A 22,540-nucleotide genomic window follows, 5' to 3' on the forward strand; every position below is an offset into this window, starting at 1 on the left:
ATAGCGTAAAACGTAAACGATTTAGACGAGACCCAGAAAAGTACCTAGAAAGCCTGGAAAACCTATGGGACGCACAGTGCGTTTGCTAATCTTGCCGTCGTAGTTTTTTTTCAGATCTCATTTGTAATATTCAACATACATATAAGGAAAGTGTGAAAACTTCATGAGAATTAACACAAGGGTCATTTATATCACTTTTATTATTGTTATTTTGTTACTCATTACGAACAATACGTCTTATTATTTGTATACGAAATCGCTGTTATCACAAGCGTTGTCTGAACGAATGGCGGCTACAGCGAATCAAATTCGAACGTCCATTGAGCAATCAGAAGCAGGTTCCTTCTTCGTAGAGGATATGATCGGAGAACAATTGCGTTCCGCTGCCATCATTGCCAAAAACTCGCTTGACCCTGATATCGACAAGGTAACGAATGAGCAATTAGTCTCGCTTGCTGAAGAAGCTGATGTAGACGGATTCTCGCTAATGAAGCGCAGCGGCTTTGGCGAGGATATCATGGTCGGAAAATCATCGGAACCCAAAGAACTTAACATCACGAGCACGATTTCATTTGGGTATTGGTTTACGGCTTTTGATCAACTGATGAAATACCATCAAGTAACCATTCCTGAAGGCCGAAAGCTTCCTAATTTCTGGACAGGGATTTATGAAGTGCCTGCTTCGGGTTCCAGTAATGTCAGTAAATTTGGTTATTTTTACGATGGAACAACGAATTATATCATTTGTGTATTCGTGAATGCGGATAAAATTCAGAAATTCAAGGACATTGTCGGTGCGGATACGATAGTGAAGAAAACACTCGCGGCCAATCCCGATATTATGGAAATTTCAGGCCTGAATGGGTTAACTTTTGGAACAAAACCTAAGGAGTATAAGGGCTCTAATGGCGAAACCTTCATTTCCATCTATGACCGTCCTGTTTTATTTGGTACCTATAACATGACGAATTCGGACGATCTGATCTACTATAAGCAGTCCATTGAAGAGAAAAGGCCAGTTAGTATGGTTGAAAGCTATAACGGAAAGCAGATTCTGAAGACATTTGTGTATGTTCCTATTAAAGAAAAATTGACCGAGGTTCAGCGCGAAATCCCTTATGTGATCTCCATTGTTTCGGACTACCAATCCATCGAAAAGACGTTAAACAAACAGCTTATTCGAGTCGCGTTGATCATTGTTCTCTTTACTTTTTTTAGTTGTTTATTCATCTATTTCGTATTCCGAATCATCACAAAATCTCGCGAGACAGCCGTTCAGACTACACAAGAGATGTATATTCAAAATGTTGATCTCATGTTTGCTACGGTTCGTAGTCAACGTCATGATTTCCTTAATCATGTGCAAACGATGTACGCGCTAATGTCGAAAGGGAACGTTGAAGATCAAATGCGATACATGGAGGAATTGATTGAGGAAATTGACGAAGTCAACGATATCATTCGAATCGGTCAGCCAGCCATCGCAGCATTGATTCAATCGAAAATTACATTAGCCATGCGAACCAAAGTTACCTTTACCTATGAATTCTCAGGACTTGACGGGTTATCTCTGGGGGTAAAATCAGTAGATCTGGTGAAAATTATCGGAAATCTCATTGATAATGCATTTGACGAAGCTAATAAATTTCCAATTGAAGAGCGTGAAGTTTCCGTTCAAGGGTGGAAGGAATCGAACGATGTGAAGATTTCCGTGAAGAATCCGGTAGATCCCGCTTTTAATATCGAGGATTATACACAATTGTTCCAAATAGGCTATAGCACCAAAGAGGATGGCGAACATCAGGGGCTAGGTCTGCCTGTTGTTAAGGAACGCGTTGAATACTACCGTGGAACAATTGAGGTGAAGGTGGAAGATGGCATTATTTGCTTCCAACTTTCGATACCGATTTAATTAGGGCAGGGGATAAAAGTAGGAAAAATCGCTATTTGGGCTGCCAAATAGCGATTTTTTTGGGCATACAGATCGTTATGCGCTTTCTCCGAGATAGGGCATTACGTAGTTCCAAAAGGGCAGCGCTAGACACGCTACTAATAGAAACCAACGAAACACAGTTTCACTTGCTGACCCCGTGTCGATTGCGATCCATTTCGGTAGCAGTCTGATTTTGAATGGGAGTGGCCAGAACAGTTGAACGCCCCTCTCATTCAACAGATCGATGAGTGGATGCGAGCTATAGGCCAGAATGAAGACCCAGAAAAATAAAGGGTTCAGCTGTAGACTGATCATACCGAGCAGTAATACAACAAGTAATGAGTGCGTCAGCGTACGATGCTTTACTTGGAGAACACGAAGAAGAGCAGAGAGGGGGAATAGCACCTTGGCCATGGTGGAACCAGGCTTATCGACATCGGCTAACGTGCCCGCCACGCAGCCAAGTAATATTGCGCCAGCGGCATTCCAGGTGAAAAAGCTGATATCGCCATGAATGAGAACGATCTCAGCAGCAATCATTCCAGCTACGCTATGTGTTTTTTGCAGCATGATAAACGCCTTCCTATCTATGAGTGAACTATAACTTTATACTATTCGACTTAGATAAGGAAATTAAGGGTATCTCATAATAAATTAGAAATTGTCGCATTCACCCCATATAGATGTCGTGATACACCGCAAAATTAGGACATCAAATCCTCTACAATAGGACGTAAAGGTGCAAAAAATACATGCACATCACACACGACAATCCGTCAATCTAGGAGGATAATCTCATGAGTACCATTCGAATTACATCCTTACAATGTGAATACCGCGTCAATCCAGTTGGATTGGACACACCGCAGCCACGATTTACGTGGCAAATTGAAGCCGAAGCCAGCGCTACCTTGCAAGCTGCGTATCACATTCAAGTGAGCATGCAATCGAGTGATTTCGAGCCAGCTAGCTTGATTTGGGATACGGCTCGAGTTGCTTCCGATCAATCCGCCCTTATCTTGTATGAAGGGCAAGCGTTGCTGCCACGGACCCGTTATTTCTATCGGGTTTGTGTATGGGATCAATCTGGTGCTGCGTCGCCATGGAGTGAAATCGCTTACTGGGAAATGGGGCAGCTTCAGGCCTCGGATTGGCAAGCTGAATGGATCACACCTGACCCATCAAGGATTGATCCAGACGCGGAAGAAGCCTACTATCTTCGGAAAACCTTCAACGTAAGCGGTCAGATTCGCAAGGCGACGATCTATGCAACATGTCACGGCGTATACGAACTGGAGCTCAATGGCTCTCGTGTTGGGGATTGGGAGCTCACCCCAGGCTGGACCAGCTACACGCATCGTTTGCAGGTTCAAGCTTATGATGTTACACACATGCTGGAATCAGGGGCTAGTCAGGCAATCGGCGTCGTACTGGCAAATGGTTGGTACAAAGGTAACCTGGGCTGGGCGAACCAACGAAATATTTTCGGAAGTGAAAGAGCGCTTCTCTTACAAATGCACCTCATTTACGAAAATGGAACAGAAGAGGTTGTCATCAGTGATTCCTCCTGGCGAGCTTCACTGGGTCCTGTCAGAATGTCAGAGTTGTACCATGGTGAGTTCTATCATGCGGAATTAGAGCTAACGGGTTGGAGTCTGCCGAATTATGAGGATGAATCATGGGCGCCTGTGGCTGTATGGAATGTTGGGAAGGGAACCCTCGTCATGCAGGAGAATGAGCCTTCACGTGTGACCGAGGTGCTGAAGCCCGTCGCTGTAATTGAAACGCCACTTGGCGAGACTGTCCTTGATTTTGGGCAAAATATGGTAGGCAAAGTGCAGATGCAAGTAAGGTTACCTGCGGGAACACGTATTGAGCTGCTCCATGCTGAGGTGCTCGACGCACAAGGGAATTTCTATATTGGAAATCTGCGTTCGGCGAAACAAACGGTTACCTATGTGTGTAAAGGGCGTAGAGAAGAGGTGTATGCGCCGCATTTCTCCTTCCAAGGCTTTCGCTATGTCAAAGTTGTTGGCTGGCCGCAAGACGTAGCCTTCGATTCAACGTGTTTCACGGGTCTAGTTATTCATACCGATATGGTGGCTAAAGGGGCGTTTGAATGCTCGCATCCACTGCTGAATCAGCTGCAGCGTAATATCGTTTGGGGGCAGCGAGGCAATTTCCTCGATGTGCCGACAGATTGCCCGCAGCGTGACGAGCGGCTGGGTTGGACCGGGGATGCGCAGGTGTTCATTCGTACAGCGGCATTCAACTATGATGTGGCACTCTTTTTCAGTAAATGGCTGCGAGATCTGAAAGCAGATCAACGCGAGGATGGGGGCGTACCTTTTGTAATCCCGAATGTTCTTGGTCCGAATGATCATTCCTCTGCTGCGTGGGGTGATGCGGCTGTCATTTGTCCTTGGACCCTCTACCAAGTTTATGGGGATAAACGTGTACTGGAAGAGCAGTACGACAGTATGAAGGGATGGATTTCCTATATCCGTCAACAAGGCGAGAATGAATACTTGTGGCAAACGGGCTTCCATTTCGGGGATTGGCTGGGGCTTGATGCCAAGGAGGGCAGTTATATTGGCGCTACGCCGCGAGATTTAATAGCAACTTGCTTCTATGCGTATTCGACTTCGCTTGTTGTGAAAACTGCTGAAGTCCTTGGACGCCAAGAGGATGTTGCGGAGTTCTCAGCGCTCTATGAGCGCATCGTGGAGGCTTTTACAGCGGAATTCGTGACCCCAAGCGGCAGATTGGCTGGGCATACGCAGACGGCGCATGTGCTTCCATTGATGTTCGGACTTGTAACGGGAAGCACACGTGAACGTTTAGCAGCAACCCTAGCCGAATATGTGAAGGAGCAGAATTACCATTTAACAACGGGCTTTGTAGGAACACCGTATTTGTGCCACGTACTTTCTGAAAATGGCTATCATGATGTGGCTGTGAAGCTTGTCATGCAAGAGGATTACCCATCATGGCTTTATCCGATCCATCAAGGGGCTACGACGATTTGGGAGCATTGGGACGGCATCAAGCCGGATGGTACATTCTGGAGCGCTGATATGAACTCTTATAATCACTATGCGTACGGAGCGATCGGCGATTGGCTGTATCGCAAAGTGGCTGGATTGGACTCAGATGATCGTCAGCCTGGATATAAAAGGGTACAATTCCGACCACGTCCAGATTCTGAACTAACTTTTGCAAAGGCAACCCTAGTTACGAGTTATGGTGAGGTCCGCAGTGAGTGGACATTAGAAACGGATGGCGCCGTCAGCTACACGTTCCAACTCCCTCCGAATACAACAGGAGATGCCGTCTTGTGTGGTACAACGCTTTCGGGAGTGACTTGCAATGGTCAGAAGCTCGTAGACGTAGTAGGCATTGCTGCTGTTATTGAAACGGAAAGTCAAGTTACATTCGAGCTCGGGTCAGGTATTTATGAGTTGCGAGTAGAGGCAATAAACTCCTGATCTTTGTCATTCTAGGTTTATTGAGTATAATAGACCTAATGAAGTTCATAGAGGGAGAGTTACAAGATGGCTGTCATCAACGCAATGGAAACCGTGGTTACTCATTTATTCGAAGAGTTTAAGAAAAACTATGAATTGAAATGCGACTGTATGACGTGCCAAGAAGATATATTGGCTTTAGTTCTGAATCGGGTTCCGCCGCGGTATACCTCCAGTGAGAAGGGGCAGCTATTTGTAAAAGGTGAATTTACGAATCAACAGCTGAAATCCGATGTTATGCGAGAATTAATGGAAGCATCGAGTTTTGTAGAACATCATCAGCGTCACCGTGAATAATTGGCAGGGAATGCCGGCAGCTTCTTTCGAAGCTGCCGGTGTTTTTATGGAACCGTTTGTGCTCATGAACCTGCAATCCAACAACACTGTGGGAAATGATTATTGTAGATACAACCTATTCTCCAAAAATCAACGAATTTTCGCCATTTTTCGCAGGAGTTGACCCATTACTGGTTCTTCCACACACCTATGCATGCAAATAAAATTACATAATATAGAAAAAAATGAAGGAACAGATGCAAAAAAAAATGCGCTGTTTTCTTGCGCGCTTCAAGATAAAATAGAAGGAGGAATTTCCAAATAAATGAAAATTAGGAGGGGTTCGTGTGAATTCAGAGCAATTTAATGGCATTTTTGATTCGGTGTTAACGGATGTTGTACAGCAATCTTATGGCAATATATGCTTGCCCTCCGATGAACAAATCCAACAATCGATGAAGAAAATGATGTCGATGCTTGAAGAAAACCCGAAATGGTTGTTGCACAATGAATGATCGTGATAATTTGAAAGCTATTTCCAATGACACTCTTGTTGATGCTTATATAAATGCAAGTCGGATGAAATTAAGTAAGGAATTTCTGACGTTCTTGCTAGTCGAAATACAGGCGAGACAGATCATTTTTTTTCAAGATAATAGCTTAGAAAGTACAAGTTAATGTTCACCGCGTTTGGTGAGTTTATAAATAGGCATGAATCCTTTACAATGTAACGGACAGGAAGCTCCTGACGTTGCACGGTAGGGGATTTTTTGTTTTTTAGCAAAGGGGGCTAATATGCACATACTTCAGAAATGGATACCAACGCATTGGTTTCGAAATCAACGCATTCGATATAAAATCATTCTCATCTATTTTCCGCTTATCTTCATTCCCTTGTTTGTGTTAGGCTTCGTTTCGAATCAAGTGTATACGAATGCTATCGTCAAAAAAACAATCAAAAACGTGTCGGACAACTCTTCCTTAATCATAACCCGCATCACGGGCATGTTAACGAATGTGGAGAGCTGTGCGAATATGCTGACCATTAATCTCAACAAGATGATCGTGGAGGACCCTCAGTCCTTAACCGCACCAGAAACTAGCTTACAAATGTATACGCAGATCACGAATCAGCTTAGCTTTGCCCTGCTCGTATTTCCTGATGTGCAATCCGCGGCATTCATCGATACGAATAATAGGATTTATGGCTCTAATGTACTCATGGAGCGAAATCGGGATTGGATCACGAGCAGCCCTATGCTAAAGCAGATTGACACATCAAGCGGGAATAATATTTGGTTTCCCATGCAGCGTAGGGATTATTTGACCAATGGCTCAGATGAGACCGTGATGACGCTGGGTAAGCGGATCGTAAATATTTATACCGGACAGAAGCTCGGCTTACTCGTTCTTAATATTAAGGAGAGCTCGTTATCCGCGATTTACCAGAAGATCGGCTCGATCCAAGACGGAAGCTACTTTATCGTGGATGATGAAGGCGTTGTTATCTCATCCCAGCATCCAGAGGATGTTCTTCTGGAAGTCACTAATCTTGATATGAAGGGATGGATCACATCCAGCAAGCATTCATTGGAGCCTACTTCTTTTGAATACGAGAAAACACTCGTCGTAAGCTCAGACGTACCTAGTTTCGGCTGGAAATTAATTTCGATGGCACCTCTTGAATCGTTAACAGCGGATACGCGTAAAATTACATTCCTCATCGTGTTGCTTGGCATTGTTTGTTTATTTTTTGCCTTGCTCGGAGCGGGCATGCTCTCACAGCTTATTGCCAAGCCTATTATGGGGCTCACGAAATATATGAAGAAGGTCAAAGAGGGCAGTTTAGACATCGAATTCCAAGTGAATTCGGAGGATGAGATCGGGATGCTGTCATCTGGTTTTAATGCGATGATTCGGCGGATTCAAGAGCTACTGACTAATATTAATTGGGAGCAAAAGAAGAAGCGGGAATACGAGCTCGCGCTCATTCAAGCGCAGATTAAGCCCCATTTTCTCTATAATACGCTGGACGTTATATATACGTTGTCTGAAATGGGACGAACCCGCGACGTGCAGCGGACAACGAAAGCGTTGGCCGATTTCTATCGCGCGGCACTCAGTAAAGGCCGTGAAACAATTACGATTGAAGAAGAAATCCGCAATGTGAAAGACTATTTATCCATCCAACGCATTCGATATTCCGATGTATTTACGTTTGAGTTCGACATCTATAATGATGTACTTGCTGGTCAAATCCCCAAGCTTACGATTCAACCGCTAATTGAGAATGCCATTTATCATGGTCTCAAGACCAAAGGAAGCCTAGGACTTCTGACCGTGACAGGTGAAATTGTGGATCATCGTATTAAAATCGTGGTCGCCGATGACGGTGTCGGTATGGAGCCAGATCGGCTTGAAGCTATTATCAAAAAGACAGACTCTCCGCAGGATGCCGTTGGCTATGGCTTAAGGAACGTAAATGACCGTATTCAGCTCTACTATGGCGAAGAATATGGCTTGCAAATTAAAAGCGAGCAGGGGCATGGCACAGAAGTTACGCTATGGCTCCCTTTTCAAAGTGAGGAAGGTTAGGCTATGCAGAAAATTTTGATCGTCGATGATGAATCGATTTTTCGTGAATATTTGCGCACTGCGTTGGATTGGGAGGCTTACGGCTTTGATATTTGCGCGGAAGCGAAGAATGGGATCGAAGCACTGGAGCAGGTCCAGTTACATCGTCCGGATATTGCATTAGTCGATATTACTATGCCGTTTATGGACGGGCTTACTCTGACAGAGCAGTTGAAAGAACGATACCCAGCTACAAGTGTTGTCCTTATCACAGGACACAATGAATTCGATTATGCGCGTAAGGCGCTCAAACTCGGCGTTGAGGATTATATTTTAAAGCCGTTTTCGAAGGACGAACTCGTCTTAACCCTGCTGAAGTTACAGAAGGAGCACGAAAAAGCGCGCGAAGAAAGGTCCACTCTGAAAGAAAATCAGCAATTGATGAAGGAAAGTTACTTGAACCATTTGCTGAGCAGCGAATATCATCATTCCCCGGAGGAAACGTCCCTGAAGTTACAGCAATTAGGGGAATCGTTCGCATCTTCACGGTTCGTTGTTGCCTGCATTGAGATTGATCATATGGATGTCAAATGGAATCAAGTGAGCGAACGCTTACTGTGGAAATATGCCGTGACCAACATTCTGAATGAAGCGCTGGAGGAAACGGGGCATCATCTCATTTTCAATGGGCCAGAGGGGCGTATTATATGCTTGGTCGAGCATCAGGGAGGCAAGGAACTTGAAGTTCCGGCATTAGACGGGTATGAAAAACTTATTTTCCTAATTAAGAAATACCTGAAATTCACGATCACGATAGGTGTAGGTCGGAGTCAATCCGGCTATACAGGCATTCGAACCTCCTATTTGGAGGCATTAGAGGCGCTGCAAAATAAGTTCGTACTAGGGAATGATCGCGTCATTGCATACGGTTCAAGTGTGCTGGATTCCGGCAAACAAGCGCTCTATCCGACGGAAGTTAACGAGGAATTATTAGTGTTCCTAAGGATGCATAATGAGGAAAAGGTTGAAGTTAAGCTAGAGGAAGTTTTCCAATCGATTCGGGAGCAGAGACTGTCTTTGGAGTATACTTATGTGATTTCCATGGGTCTCATTTCGGTTTGCTTGTCTTATGTCACGGAGATGGGGCATCCCATCGAAGACTGCTTTGGCGAAGCCTTTTACCCCTATAGTGAAATCAAGCGCTTAGGTTCTATAGAGAGTACATCTGCATGGATCAAAGAACTCTTTGCGAAAGCCATACAATATACGAATAAGCACAAAAAGACCCGATCCTCGAAAATTGCCCAATCAGCGAAAGAATATATAGAGGGGCATTATGTTGATTCCGACCTGCAGCTCGATCAGATTGCACAGCAGGTGTTTATTAATCCAAGCTATCTCCGAGCGGTATTTAAAAAAGAAATCGGGATGACCGTAACGGATTATGTGACCCATGTGCGCATGCATAAAGCAAGGGAATTGCTAGGTAAAGGGAATATTCGCTTAGCTGATATTGCGGAGCAAATTGGTATTAATGATCCAAGTTATTTTAGCAAAAGCTTCAAAAAGTACTTCGGTTATTCGCCCAGTGAGTATGAGAATCATCGTGTATAACGAATCATCGTAAATAGTGCGGATTTTACAAGAAGCCCTCAGTTATTCCATTATCACTGGGGGTTTTTCCTTCTATACTGAGGATGTAAAGAGGAGAAACGCACAAGAATTTCTGGGAGGTCTACACATGAAAAAGATGGCAGTTACTCTCGTAAGCTTACTCGCGGCGACTAGCCTAGCAGCTTGCGGATCCACAAACACATCGAAAGAAACGAGCAGCACAACGCCAGCAGCAACAGCTGCAGCAACGACAGCGCCAGCTAAGGCTGATGCGAAACCAGTTAAACTAAGAATTTATGCCCAGTATGCAGATGAAGATACCAAAACACCTTACGATTACGCTGTGGCTGAATTGAAAAAGGAAATGCCGAACGTAGAGCTTGAGCTGGATATTCAGGCACAAGATGACGGTCAGAAGTTGAAGACGTATGCAGCGACAGGCAATCTTCCTGATATTTTCCAAGCGGGTCTAGACATCATTGATACATTCAAAAAGTCCAATAACATTCTGATGTTGGATGAGTATGTAACGAAATTTGGTTTTAAGGACAAAATGCAACCAAGTGCAATGAACACACTCGTGACTGATGATGGTCACACGTATGCGTTCCCTTATGCTGGGAATGAAGTTGCATTGTTGTACTACAACAAAGACTTATTCGCACAAAACGGAGTGAAAGTACCGACAACCTATGCTGAAATGATGACGGCTGTTAAAGCATTCAATACGAAGGGAATTACACCGCTATCCATTTTCGCCAAAGAGAAATGGCCTTGCGTAGCGCTGTACGACATGTTCGTTACACGTGCTGAACCAGGCGGTATCAACAAACTGGATAAAGGTACAGCGAAAGCAGATGATGCAGCGTACAAAACAGCTGCTGATAACATCATCGAGCTAGTTAAAGCAGGCATGCTGCCAAAAGGCGCAACCAACTTGAACTATGACCAAGCCGCGGCACTTTACCACGAAGGTAAAGCAGCGATGTTTATCAACGGTCAATGGGAAATTGAAGCAGCAACGAAAGCACTAGGCGACAAAGCCGGCTACATGTACTTGCCAGCAGCTGATACAGCCGCTTATGAAAAAGGTAAAACAGCGTTCAGTGGCAGCGGTGGTCCAGGTGGATATGCCGTTTCCGCGAATACGAAGGACAAAGAGCTTGCTGCGAAAGTAGCTTCGTTCATCTCCTTGAAATATGCCGAGTACAAATATACGAACCGCAGCAACCCAATTGTAGCTACAAAAGTTGACAAACCGATTGTGAAGCAGTTCCCTCCAATGATGGATCAGCTGTCCAAAGATATTCCGAAAATCACAAGCACAACCGCTTTCTCATGGGGCTTGTCCAATCCGAAGTTCAAAGCAGCGCTTGAAGACGCGACACAAAACCTAATGACAGGTAACTACACGTCTGATCAATTCGTTAAAGATCTGAATAAAGCAGCAGTAACAGCGAAATAAATTTGATTCTATGAAAAGGAGACTCACACTGGAACGATGGAGCCCAGTGTGAGTCTTCTACTCTACAAGGGAAGTGATGACATGCGCAAATTCATGGGAAATAAAGTAGCGATTATGCTGTTCACGCTGCCGGCACTCCTTTTGTATACAGTGATCGTGTTTTATCCGATTTTACAAACCTTTTACCGCAGTACTTTCGAATGGGATGGCTTGAGTGCGGGCACGTTTATTTTTCTAGATAACTACACGCGATTGTTTCAAGACAGCATTTTCTACACGTCACTCTATAACGGTCTCGTATTTGCAGCCATCTTAGCCTTCGTTCAAATTGGGATCGGAACCGTGCTCGCCTTCGCAGTAGCAGAGGGCTTCAAAGGGAGTAAGATTCTTCGCATTTCCTATTTCATTCCCGTGGTGCTTTCGATCACTGTCGTCTGTCAACTCTGGTTGGCGATGTATAACAGTGAGTATGGTTTAATCAACAAGGTGTTTGAGGCACTGGGCATCTCCTACCGACAAGACTGGCTGACGAACAGTAAAACTGCAATTTTCGCCATTGCCTTCGTCAATGCTTGGCAGTACATGGGTTATCAATTCGCATTGCTTTTAGCCGCTGTGAAGTCTGTACCTGAACAGTATTTAGAGGCTGCGCGAATCGATGGCGCTTCGAAATTCAAAGCACATATGAAGATTACGATCCCCATGCTGGCTGAAACGTACAAATTTTGCTTAGTCCTCGCCATTACAGGTGGTCTGAACGCCTTTGCTAACATGTTTATCATGACCGGCGGTGGGCCAGGAAACGCCACGTACACGCTGACTTATCTCATGTACCGTTCAGCTTTCCGTGTCGGCGAATTTGGCTATGGCAGCGCGGCTGCGGCGTTCCTCGTGATTGAATGTTTGATCGTAACGTTAGCCATCAACAAACTCATCGCACGTGAACGAATTACCTTTTAAAGGAGGATGACAAATGAACGGCCTATTGAAATTACGCAAAAAAAATCCGCTCCTTGGCATCCTTTTATGGGTGTATGCGGGGTTGTCGGTGTATCCACTTTTGTGGATGATCTTCTATTCATTAAAAAATAACAATGAAATTTTCGTTACGAATCCATTTGGGATCCCCACACATTTTCGCTTCGAAAATTATGTGGATGCATGGTCCAAATTTAATGTGCCGCAGTACTTTAGTAACAGCTTGCTCGTGGCAGCTTGCACCGTCGTAGGAACGATCGTTCTATCCGTGACGTTTTCCTATGCGGTTGCCCGGATGCAATGGCGTTTCAAGGAAGCGGCGAGAATCTATGTGGTCATTGGCATGTTCATTCCCGTCCAAGTCATCATGATTCCTCTTGCTATTCTTGTTCGCGATTTCCACTTAGCTAACACGTATGGCGCACTCATTGTTCCTTATATTGCTTTCAATATTTCGTTCTCCAGCATGGTGTTCTACGGCTTTTTCCGAAGTATCCCTGTCGAGCTTGAAGAATCGGCTTGTATGGATGGCGCTAGTATTTATCGGACGTTCTATACCATTATTTTACCAATTATTAAACCTGCAATGGCGACTATGGTCATTTTCGTCTTCTTAGCCTCGTGGAATGAATTTACGATGGCTCTGATCTTAATTACCAAGGATTCACTGAAAACCTTACCGCTCGGATTGCTGTTCTTCCAAGGTCAGTTTACAACGAACTGGGGTGCCATGGGGGCGGCGATGACGATTGCAAGTTTGCCAACGGTCTTGGTTTATGTCCTCTTTAGTGAGCAAGTTGAAAAGGCAATGACCGTAGGGTCAGCTGTGAAAGGCTAAAATACCTTCGAAACGATGAAATGACCTCAAAATGGGGTCATTTTTTGCATGAAAAGTGCTCATTTAACCATATATCAATTCCCCTTATAAGTCTCATAAGATGAATCTAATTGACCTAAGGTGCGCACTATGATAGGTTTCAATGGAGAGTAAAAAAAGTGCGAAAAATAGCAAAGCTTATCAATACATGCTGATGAGGTGGATTTTGTTGGAACTTCAAGTCTTAAACAGTCCTTTTAACCAAGAGCAAGTTGAATTGCTCAACCGTGTCCTACCAACGTTAACGGATACCCAACGTATTTGGCTGAGTGGATATCTAACAGCTCAACAAGGCTCGACAAATTCTGCGGCAGCTCCAGTTGCTTCAGTACCAACGGCTGTTGCTAGTCAACCGGTCATTTCCAAAGAAGTTACTGTGCTTTTCGGATCACAAACAGGCAATTCCCATGGCTTAGCTAAAAAGCTTGCCAAAAAGCTAGAAGAGCAAGCGTTCCAAGTAACGCTTTCCTCGATGAGCGACTTCAAACCGAACAATCTGAAAAAGGTACAAAACCTACTCATGGTTGTTAGCACGCACGGCGAAGGAGATCCGCCTGATAATGCGATCTCATTCTACGAATTTCTTCACAGCAAAAGAGCGCCTCAACTAGAAGAGCTTCGTTACGCTGTTCTTTCCTTGGGAGATACGTCTTACGAATTCTTCTGTCAAACGGGCAAAGATTTCGATAAGCGTCTGCAAGAGCTTGGCGCGAAGTCTTTAACAGAACGTGTAGATTGTGATGTTGATTTTGATGAACCAGCTGCGGCTTGGGTCAATAGCGTACTTAACGCTTTGAACGCTGCATCGGCTAGTGTCTCCGTAGGTGGCGCTGCAGCAGTGGTTGGAAGTGCTGCTTCCTCCGAGTCTGAATACTCCAGAACGAACCCGTTCCAAGCAGAAGTGCTTGAGAACTTGAATTTAAATGGACGCGGCTCCGATCGTGAAACGCGCCATGTGGAAATCTCTTTGGAGGGCTCCAATCTGCAATACGAACCAGGTGATAGCTTGGGTGTATTCCCAGAAAATCATCCGCGTCTTGTTAATGAACTGATCCAAGCGATGGACTGGAATGCAAGTACGCCAGTTGCTGTCAACAAAAATGGGGAAGAGCGTCCTTTACAAGAAGCACTTCTTCGTTATTATGAAATCTCTGTACTGACCAAACCGTTGCTTGAGCAAGTAGCAAAGCTTACATCTAACGAAAAGTTACAAGCGCTAGTAGCTGTAGGCAATGAGTCCGAGTTGAAATCTTACATTGCAGGCCGCGACCTACTTGATTTGGTGCAAGACTTCTCCCTACAAGGTGTGTCTGCCAACCAGTTCGCAGCTGTACTTCGTAAATTGCCAGCACGTTTGTACTCCATTGCAAGCTCATCCAAAGCTTCACCGGATGAAGTGCATATTACGGTTCGTGCTGTTCGCTATGAAGCAAATGGACGCAACCGTTACGGCGTTTGCTCGGTTCACCTTGCAGAGCGCGTACAAGCAGGTTCCGCATTGCCGGTATACATTCAAAGCAACCCGAATTTCAAGCTGCCTGAGAACCCAGAAACGCCAATCATCATGATCGGACCTGGAACTGGCGTAGCGCCTTTCCGTGCTTTCCTTGCAGAAAGAGAAGAAACGGGTGCAGAAGGCAAAACGTGGTTATTCTATGGTGACCAACACTTCGCGACAGACTTCTTGTATCAGGTTGAATGGCAGCGTTGGTTGAAAGATGGCGTACTTACACAATTGGATGTGGCTTTCTCCCGTGATACGGATCAGAAAGTGTACGTTCAGAACCGCATGCTAGAGAAGAGCCGCGAGGTTTATCAATGGCTGCAAGAAGGCGCTGTTGTTTATATTTGCGGTGATGAGAAGAAAATGGCTCATGATGTGAATGCTGCGCTGCTCACGATTCTTGAGCAAGAGGGTGGCTTAAGCAACGAAGAAGCCGTGCAATATTTGGCTAACATGCAACAGCAAAAACGTTATCAACGGGATGTTTATTAAAACGGGATCCCCACGATCGCGAGAGGAGAAAGCTCAAGATGTCAGAAAATAATTTGCTATCGAAAAATAGTGCACCACATAGTGATGTAGAACAAATTAAAATTCGCAGTAACTATCTGCGTGGCAGTCTAGAAGAAACGCTTGAAAACCGCATCACTGGTTCCATACCCGAGGATGATAACCGTTTGATGAAATTCCACGGCAGTTACATGCAGGATGACCGCGACCTGCGTAACGAGCGTGCGAAGCAGAAGCTAGAGCCTGCGTATCAGTTCATGCTGCGCGTACGTGCTGCGGGCGGGATTGTTACATCTGACCAATGGTTGATGATGGATCGCGTTGCTCAGAAGTATGCGAACGGGACGATTCGTCTTACGACGCGTCAATCCTTTCAATTGCATGGTGTAATCAAATGGAACATGAAGAAAACGATTCAAGAAGTTAACGCATCCATGCTCAGTACACTTGCTGCTTGTGGTGACGTGAATCGTAACGTCATGTGTAACCCGAACCCGTACCAATCCGAGGTTCATGGCGAGGTTTATGAGTGGGCGAATCGCATCTCCAATCACTTGGATCCACGTACGAGAGCCTACCATGAAATTTGGCTCGACGGCGAGAAAATGATCGATAGCCGTGACACGGAAGAACAAGAGCCGATTTACGGACCTGTGTATTTGCCGCGGAAGTTCAAAATCGGTATCGCAGTTCCACCATCCAACGATGTAGACGTCTACTCGCAGGATCTTGGTTTTATCGCGATTGTTGAAGAAGGTCGCTTGGTAGGCTTTAACGTATCCGTCGGTGGCGGTATGGGGATGTCCCATGGCGATGTCAAAACGTATCCGCAAGTTGGTCAAGTGATCGGTTTCATTAAGCCAGAGCAAGCTGTTGATCTAGCTGAGAAAACGGTTATGATCCAACGTGATTACGGTGACCGTTCGGTTCGTAAACATGCTCGTTTCAAATACACGATCGATGATCGCGGAATTGAGTGGTTCGTTAACGAACTGCAAACGCGTCTTGGTTGGAGCCTTGAACCAGCTCGTTCGTTCCATTTCGAGTCCAACGGAGATCGTTATGGTTGGGTAAAGGGAAGCAACGGGAAATGGCATTTCACCCTGTTCATTCAAAACGGCCGCGTGAAAGACGAAGGCGACTATCGTTTGATGACAGGACTTCGTGAAATTGCCAAAATTCACAGTGGCGATTTCCGACTCACGTCGAATCAGAACTTGATCATCGGTAACGTAACCTCTCAGAAGAAAAAGAAAATCGAAGACCTGATCAAAGAGCACGGCATTACGGATGGTCTTCACTACTCCGCATTGCGCAGAAACTCGATGGCTTGCGTGGCGTTCCCAACTTGCGGACTTGCAATGGCGGAATCTGAGCGTTACTTGCCATCTTTGATCGATAAAGTCGAGGCAATCTTGGAAGGTGTAGGTCTTCGTGAGCAAGAAATTACGATTCGGATGACAGGTTGCCCGAATGGTTGTGCACGTCCTATGCTCGCTGAGCTCGCATTTATCGGTAAAGCGGCTGGGAAGTACAACATGTATCTAGGTGGCGGATTCGCAGGAAACCGCTTGAATAAGCTGTACAAGGAAAACATTGGTGAATCCGAAATTTTGGATTCCCTGCAAACGATCATCCCTCACTACGCAAAAGAGCGTCAAGGTGAAGAGCACTTCGGTGACTTCGTCATCCGCGCTGGCTATGTGAAAGAAGTTCGTTCGGGTCAAGATTTCCACGCTTAAAAAAGGGAAGAGCAGTTCAAGTAGATGTCTACTTGGACTGCTCTTTTTTCTCTGAATACACTACCGCGTGTTCTTCCTCATTCATACTCTCAACGTCCTACTGAGCACCCTTACTCACCCAGAACGTCACATTATCCCCCTGCATGCCGTTCGTGCCAGCCTTAGGGTCCTGCTTCGTTACTGTGCCTTTAGGCTGTGTGCTGGCTTCGATCAGGAAATTATAATGGAGTCCAGCGGCCAAGGCCATCTGCTCCGCGGCCTCTTGCGTTTGACCGACTAGATTAGGGACAACGGTTTTCTCGGAGGCCTGATTAGTACTCGTTAGCTGTGCATTGGCCGTGTTACTCGGGCTAACGGTCGCTATAGGATTTATCGTTGGTGTCGGAGAGATGATGACGACGGTTTGTACGACTTTTGGCTCGGGCCAAAGCGACCATACGGCGATGATCCCTACAACTAGCGCCGAAACGGCGCCTAGTGCAATCAATTTAGCTGAGCGCGTCGAGCGGGTGAGGTTCTCATTTTCAAAACGTGAAAGATGTGCTCCAGGTTGTACTTCAAGCTGCGGCTCTACGTCTCGTTCCACGACGGGGGTAGCCGTCTTCGCGTTTTTGGTAGTTGGAACCGATGGTGGTAAGCTCCGCAATCCAAATACGAGCGAAGAGAGCGAAGATTGCCCATGGCAAATAAATTTGATGAGGCGAATTAAGGCCAATTTTTGCTCCATAGTTGCACTGGGAATGGAAGCTCGTTCTAGACTCGTATGCATGACCTCGTAGGTGTCAGAAATCGAATCGCTCCCCGAAAGTAACTGAATCATTAAACGGCAAAGACCAATGGCCCCTTGTTCCTGGGACTCATCTTCCTCCCAGTAGTTGATGACTGAGAGTTTATTCTGATCAGAAAGCCATAAATTATCAGGACGCACGGAAAAGCCTGTAATACGTTCCTCCATCGCATCCAGCAGGGAAACACCCAAGTCACTAATCATCGCGACAACGGCTGCGTACGACCATTTGCGTTTATTTACTTGATCGGCAAACAGCGAACCACTCTTCGCTTGCAAAATAATAGTAACGGCATCCTCAGCGATGGATGTATCCAGCATATGATGAAATCCGTCATGTATAAACGCAGCTTTATCCTGAAGTGAGCTTATGTAATCGACACCGAGTTGATTGTGACGAAGTGCTTTACGATACAGAAGTACCTTACGAGTCAGAAATACATCATCACCATAATGGAGAGTTCCATGAGGGAAAGAGACGATTTGTGTACTTGGCACGTATCGTGTACCTATTCGATCGGGCATGGAATAACCATCCTCTCTGGCGTGTATGATCGTTTTATCTTTTATTATAGATGATTCGAAGACGGATAGGAATTTAGGAGCATTCCTTATTAAAAATAACATAAATGCGTGAAAATTTTGTAAGATTTTATCAAAATAGTTCGATTCGCCTGTATTTTGTTAGGATTCGTTGTAAGATGTGTCCATAATCGTGCTTCGTGTTAGAAATCTTAACGTGGAAAGAGGAGTGGATCAGGATGAAAGCCATTAGTTTCAATAAAACCAGTGTATCAACATTTTTTAACCCTGCAATCTACCTACTGAATAAGCTTCGGTATCCGCAAAAATTTTTAATGATTGGCTGTGTATTCGTGATTCCGATTATCTTGTTAGCCGAACAATTGTTAGCCGGGACAACGCAAAGTATGCGAGGGGCTAAACTTGAAATGGCCGGGATTTCCGTTCAGAGTGAACTCGGTGATCTATTAGTTAGACTGGATCAATTCGGACAAAGTTTACCTTCTCCAGACGGTACTCAAGCACCTTCTGAAATGGATACGAAGAAAGTACAAGCGCAAATTGATGACATCCTGGTGCGGATGAAAACGGAAGCCGAGCAAGCCGAGAACCCTTTGCTTCAAGCTAAGCTTGTTTCGGGGATCCAGGAGCAGTGGCAATCGATTTCGTCAAATGGAGACGGGTTGAGTCAGAAGTATTATGAGCTTCAGCATGAGCAGATAGAACAAAATGTGATCCATCTCATGCATGCCGTGGAAAAGGGGACGAAGCTCGATCTGGATCCGGAGGAAAGCAGTAGCTCCTTCATAGACTTTACTGTACATCTTTTTCCTGCATTTTGGAATAATCTTGAGAAAATTGAGCAAAAAGGGATTGAAGTTGCCGCTCGTCGACATATCAAAAACCCAGAGGAACAGGAGGAGTTAATCCATTTAAGCGGTGAAGCACAATCCATTTTAACCGAAATACAATCGTTTGAGGAACAGCTGAAGGAGCAAGATCCTGAGCTCGGAGCGAATCTCCAAGAGCTTCATGACAAAAACCAAGCTGCTGCGCTAGAAACCATTGATGCATTAAATGAAAAATTAGTTAACACAGGCATCATTCAAATTTCTGCAAATGAATTTGCTGCTACAGCGCGCTCAGCCAAAGCGGCCGCTTTAACGCTATATAAACATCAGTTAAGCTTGTTATCGGAGCTGTTGCAGCAGCGTGTGGATACGTACACGAGGAGTTTAACGATCGATGCACTTATCGTGCTAGTTGTCTTGCTAGTAGCTGCGTATTTATTTATGGCTTTTTATGTGGCGGTGAAAAAAGGGATTGATGAGCTTGCGCGAGCTTCACAGCTTCTTGTTCAAGGGGATATGACGGTTCGTGCCCAATCGCATTCGAAAGATGAATTTAGCGGTGTTGTAAACGCCTTTAATCACATCGCAGATAGCTTCACACATGTCATACGGCAAAGTCGTCTTGTTGTTCAGAGAGCTTTTGAGTCATCCGTACAGCTTCAATCCAGCGTTCAGGAGACAGCAGCGGATTCCAACACGATACAGATCATTATGAGGGATATGGCGCAAGGCTCGCAAGTGTTAATGAAAGGCTCTGAAGAAACATCATCTGCAATGAATGAGGTCGCAGCCGGCGTCCAGCGAATTGCCGAAACGTCATCTACCGTTGCTGAAGCAGCCAATGAGGCCGCGATTGAAGCGAGACAAGGCTTTGATGATATGAATCTAGCCATGCAACAAATGTCCTCGATTAAAATGAAAGTATCCGAAACAGCAACAACCATCTCGGAGCTTGTCGATCTATCCACGAAAATTGACCGTATGTTAGAAATGATTACGGATATCTCGGAACAAACGAGGCTTCTCGCACTGAATGCGTCCATTGAAGCAGCAAGAGCTGGGGAACACGGTCGCGGCTTTCAGGTCGTAGCGACAGAGGTAAGGAAGTTGGCTGATCAGTCGAGTGAGTCCGCCAAACAAATTGTACAATTAATCGCGATGGTGAAGTCAAGCTCCAAATCAGTTGTTGAGAAAGCACAAATGGAGATAAGCGAAGTGGAAAAAGGAAGTTTATTGATTGCCAAAGTTGGTGTTGTTTTTGAATCCATCTTGAACGCGGTCGATCAGGTTGCTGAGCAAATCCAAGAAGTGTCAGCTGCTTCTGAGCAGATTTCTGCGAGTACGCAGCAAGTATCAGCCTCCATGGAGGATAGTGTTCAGATTTCACGTAAGGCAACAACTTACACGCAAGATGTAGCTACGTCGTTACAGAAGCAAGCTGTATCAACCAAGGAGGTCGAGAGTTCGTCGACAATGTTAAATCACATTTCGGAGGAATTACTTCATTCGTTAACCCATTTCAAACTAGATTCATAGGAGATTCAAGTAGCAACCTTTCTGTGCTGACATGCTCAGCTGTAGAAGGGTTGTTCTTCTCTTTTTCCTCTAGGATTCTATCAGGATTTTTCTATGATTCAATGGACCTAAATGATATGATAGGAAGAACAGATAATTTTACAAAAAACACCAAAACAAGGGGGAAACGTGTTGAAAAAGGTCGCAATTTTGGGTGGCGGTGTCGCAGGCTTAAGCGCTGCTCATGAACTTGTAGTAAGAGGTTATGAAGTGTCCGTGTACGAGTTTAAGAGTATTCCAGGTGGGAAAGCCAGAAGTATGCCTTTTGTGGGAAGCGGCAAAGGCGGTAGAAGAGACTTGCCAGGCGAGCACGGCTTTCGACTATTTCCTCGTTTTTATCGTCATGTGATTGATACCTTGAAGCGAATTCCCTATGAGAATGGTACGGTTTACGATAATTTAACAGAAGTCACACGTTTAGATATTGCTACCTATACAGCGCCATTATTGCCGTTGCTGGCTAAAATTGAATTTAGCTTGGACAATTTATTAGTACTGATTAAAGATCTTTTTGATAATGGGTTAGGACTTACGCTGGATGACATGGAGCAATATGGACGTAAGCTATGGCAGGTCATGACAAGCTGTGAGGAACGGATCCGAGAAGAATACAATTTAATTGATTGGTGGGAATTCATTGAGGCGGAGCAGCAGTCGCCTGCTTTTCAGAAAATTTTCGCCGGATTCACGAAAACGCTGGTTGCTTGTCAGTCCAAGATCGCAAATACACAAACCGTAGGTCCTGTAGCTGTTCAAATGACATTAGACATTACGACACCAGGCACGAGCTTTGTGCGTCTTCTGAATGGTCCAACGAATGACAAATGGATATACCCTTGGTTATCATTTCTACAGGATCAAGGCCTTGACTATCATTTGGATGTAAAAGTTGAGAGTATTAATTGTGCTGATGGAAACATCCGCAGTGCGACCGTGACAAAAAATGGGGAAACATTTGATATTGAAGCGGATTACTATATTGCGGCCTTCCCCGTTGAGGTCATGGGGAAAATGATCACGGATGCCATGCTGGTAGCAGATCCGTCACTTCATGGCGTTCAGAAGCTCGTTGACTCTGTTGCTTGGATGAACGGGATTCAGTACTACTTGAAGGAAGATGTGCCGATTACACATGGTCATGTGATTTATTTGGACGCCCCGTGGTCCCTAACGTCGGTTTCGCAGAAACAATTTTGGCCGGACGTCAATTTGAGCGACTATGGCGATGGCACAGTGAAAGGCATTCTGTCTGTTGATATTTCGGATTGGGATACGCCGGGAATTTTATTTGGGAAAACGGCTACACATTGTACGGCAGAAGAAATTAAGGCAGAGGTTTGGGCCCAAATGAAACTAAGCCTAAACGTAGATGGCGCGGTTATTCTGGAAGATTCCATTCTTCATTCTTGGTTCTTGGATACGGATATTCAATTCGTCAATCCTGAAGGTGCCTGCACGAATATGGAGCCGTTGCTCATTAACCGCGTAGGGACGTGGGATGACCGCCCAGAAGCATTTACCGGCATACCGAATTTATTCCTTGCCTCGGACTATGTTCGGACGAATACGAACCTAGCAACCATGGAAGGTGCGAATGAAGCAGCCCGCCGGGCGGTTAATGCCATTTTGACACGTGATGGTTCAGAGGAAGAGCCTTGTAAGATTTGGGAAATGTATACGTTTGAATTAGGGCATATTGATGTCTTGAAAATCTATCATATTCACGATAAAAAACGTTTCGAGAAGGGGCTGCCATGGGATGGTAAGATGCTCTAGCACCTTTATCTAGCAGCGAGAATGACTAG

At 45.1% G+C, this 22,540-nt stretch carries 16 protein-coding genes; 14 read left to right on the forward strand and 2 right to left on the reverse strand.

From position 1 onward, the window contains the following. Positions 1-163: 163 nt before the first annotated feature. The gene (locus AC58P7_RS06240) at positions 164-1,912 is read left to right on the forward strand and encodes a sensor histidine kinase (RefSeq protein WP_497340935.1); all 1,749 of its coding nucleotides are present in this window, start codon (positions 164-166) and stop codon (positions 1,910-1,912) included. A 75-nt stretch (positions 1,913-1,987) separates the two neighbouring features. Here AC58P7_RS06240 and AC58P7_RS06245 read toward each other — a convergent pair whose 3' ends face one another. Further along, entirely contained in the window at positions 1,988-2,503 is a 516-nt protein-coding gene (locus tag AC58P7_RS06245; protein WP_497340937.1) for a metal-dependent hydrolase, read from the reverse strand. A gap of 227 nt (positions 2,504-2,730) precedes the next feature. Between AC58P7_RS06245 and AC58P7_RS06250 the strand changes: the two genes are divergently transcribed. The 11 genes from AC58P7_RS06250 (at position 2,731) to cysI (ending at position 17,000) form a co-directional block, all read left to right on the forward strand. Then, the gene (locus tag AC58P7_RS06250) at positions 2,731-5,421 is read left to right on the forward strand and encodes an alpha-L-rhamnosidase (protein WP_497340939.1); all 2,691 of its coding nucleotides are present in this window, start codon (positions 2,731-2,733) and stop codon (positions 5,419-5,421) included. 66 nt (positions 5,422-5,487) lie between these two features. Further along, the gene (locus AC58P7_RS06255; protein ID WP_497340941.1) at positions 5,488-5,757 is read left to right on the forward strand and encodes a late competence development ComFB family protein; all 270 of its coding nucleotides are present in this window, start codon (positions 5,488-5,490) and stop codon (positions 5,755-5,757) included. A 326-nt stretch (positions 5,758-6,083) separates the two neighbouring features. After that, positions 6,084-6,251: a hypothetical protein gene (locus AC58P7_RS06260; RefSeq protein ID WP_497340943.1), complete on the forward strand. Its 168-nt coding sequence runs from the start codon at positions 6,084-6,086 to the stop codon at positions 6,249-6,251. Then, positions 6,244-6,414 (forward strand): sporulation histidine kinase inhibitor Sda, encoded by a 171-nt coding sequence (gene sda / locus AC58P7_RS06265; RefSeq protein WP_497340944.1) that lies wholly within the window; start codon positions 6,244-6,246, stop codon positions 6,412-6,414. The genes AC58P7_RS06260 and sda overlap by 8 nt, the downstream gene beginning before the upstream one ends. Before the next feature lie 117 nt (positions 6,415-6,531). Continuing rightward, on the forward strand, positions 6,532-8,331 hold the full coding sequence (locus tag AC58P7_RS06270) for a sensor histidine kinase (RefSeq protein ID WP_497340946.1): 1,800 nt from the start codon (positions 6,532-6,534) through the stop codon (positions 8,329-8,331). Positions 8,332-8,334: 3 nt separating this feature from the next. Continuing rightward, on the forward strand, positions 8,335-9,924 hold the full coding sequence (locus AC58P7_RS06275; protein WP_497340948.1) for a response regulator: 1,590 nt from the start codon (positions 8,335-8,337) through the stop codon (positions 9,922-9,924). 127 nt (positions 9,925-10,051) lie between these two features. Beyond that, positions 10,052-11,389: an ABC transporter substrate-binding protein gene (locus AC58P7_RS06280; RefSeq protein WP_497340950.1), complete on the forward strand. Its 1,338-nt coding sequence runs from the start codon at positions 10,052-10,054 to the stop codon at positions 11,387-11,389. A gap of 81 nt (positions 11,390-11,470) precedes the next feature. Then, entirely contained in the window at positions 11,471-12,349 is an 879-nt protein-coding gene (locus tag AC58P7_RS06285; RefSeq protein WP_497340952.1) for a carbohydrate ABC transporter permease, read from the forward strand. A 13-nt stretch (positions 12,350-12,362) separates the two neighbouring features. Further along, positions 12,363-13,205 carry a carbohydrate ABC transporter permease gene (locus tag AC58P7_RS06290; RefSeq protein ID WP_497340954.1) on the forward strand — a complete coding sequence of 281 codons (843 nt, stop codon included), beginning with the start codon at positions 12,363-12,365 and terminating at the stop codon, positions 13,203-13,205. A 208-nt stretch (positions 13,206-13,413) separates the two neighbouring features. Next, entirely contained in the window at positions 13,414-15,240 is a 1,827-nt protein-coding gene (locus tag AC58P7_RS06295) for an assimilatory sulfite reductase (NADPH) flavoprotein subunit (RefSeq protein WP_497340956.1), read from the forward strand. 38 nt (positions 15,241-15,278) lie between these two features. Then, complete coding sequence (gene cysI / locus AC58P7_RS06300) at positions 15,279-17,000, forward strand: assimilatory sulfite reductase (NADPH) hemoprotein subunit (RefSeq protein ID WP_497340958.1); 1,722 nt, start codon at positions 15,279-15,281, stop codon at positions 16,998-17,000. A gap of 97 nt (positions 17,001-17,097) precedes the next feature. Here cysI and AC58P7_RS06305 read toward each other — a convergent pair whose 3' ends face one another. After that, positions 17,098-18,312: a PASTA domain-containing protein gene (locus AC58P7_RS06305; RefSeq protein ID WP_497340960.1), complete on the reverse strand. Its 1,215-nt coding sequence runs from the start codon at positions 18,310-18,312 to the stop codon at positions 17,098-17,100. Between the two features lie 236 nt (positions 18,313-18,548). Between AC58P7_RS06305 and AC58P7_RS06310 the strand changes: the two genes are divergently transcribed. Together AC58P7_RS06310 and AC58P7_RS06315 are read left to right on the forward strand one after the other, a co-directional pair. After that, a complete protein-coding gene (locus AC58P7_RS06310) occupies positions 18,549-20,696 on the forward strand; it encodes a methyl-accepting chemotaxis protein (RefSeq protein ID WP_497340962.1) in 2,148 nt (715 codons plus the stop codon). Positions 20,697-20,864: 168 nt separating this feature from the next. Beyond that, positions 20,865-22,511 (forward strand): hydroxysqualene dehydroxylase, encoded by a 1,647-nt coding sequence (locus AC58P7_RS06315; protein ID WP_497340964.1) that lies wholly within the window; start codon positions 20,865-20,867, stop codon positions 22,509-22,511. Positions 22,512-22,540: the final 29 nt, after the last annotated feature.

It is taken from the genome of Paenibacillus sp. J22FR5 (genome assembly GCF_059691975.1).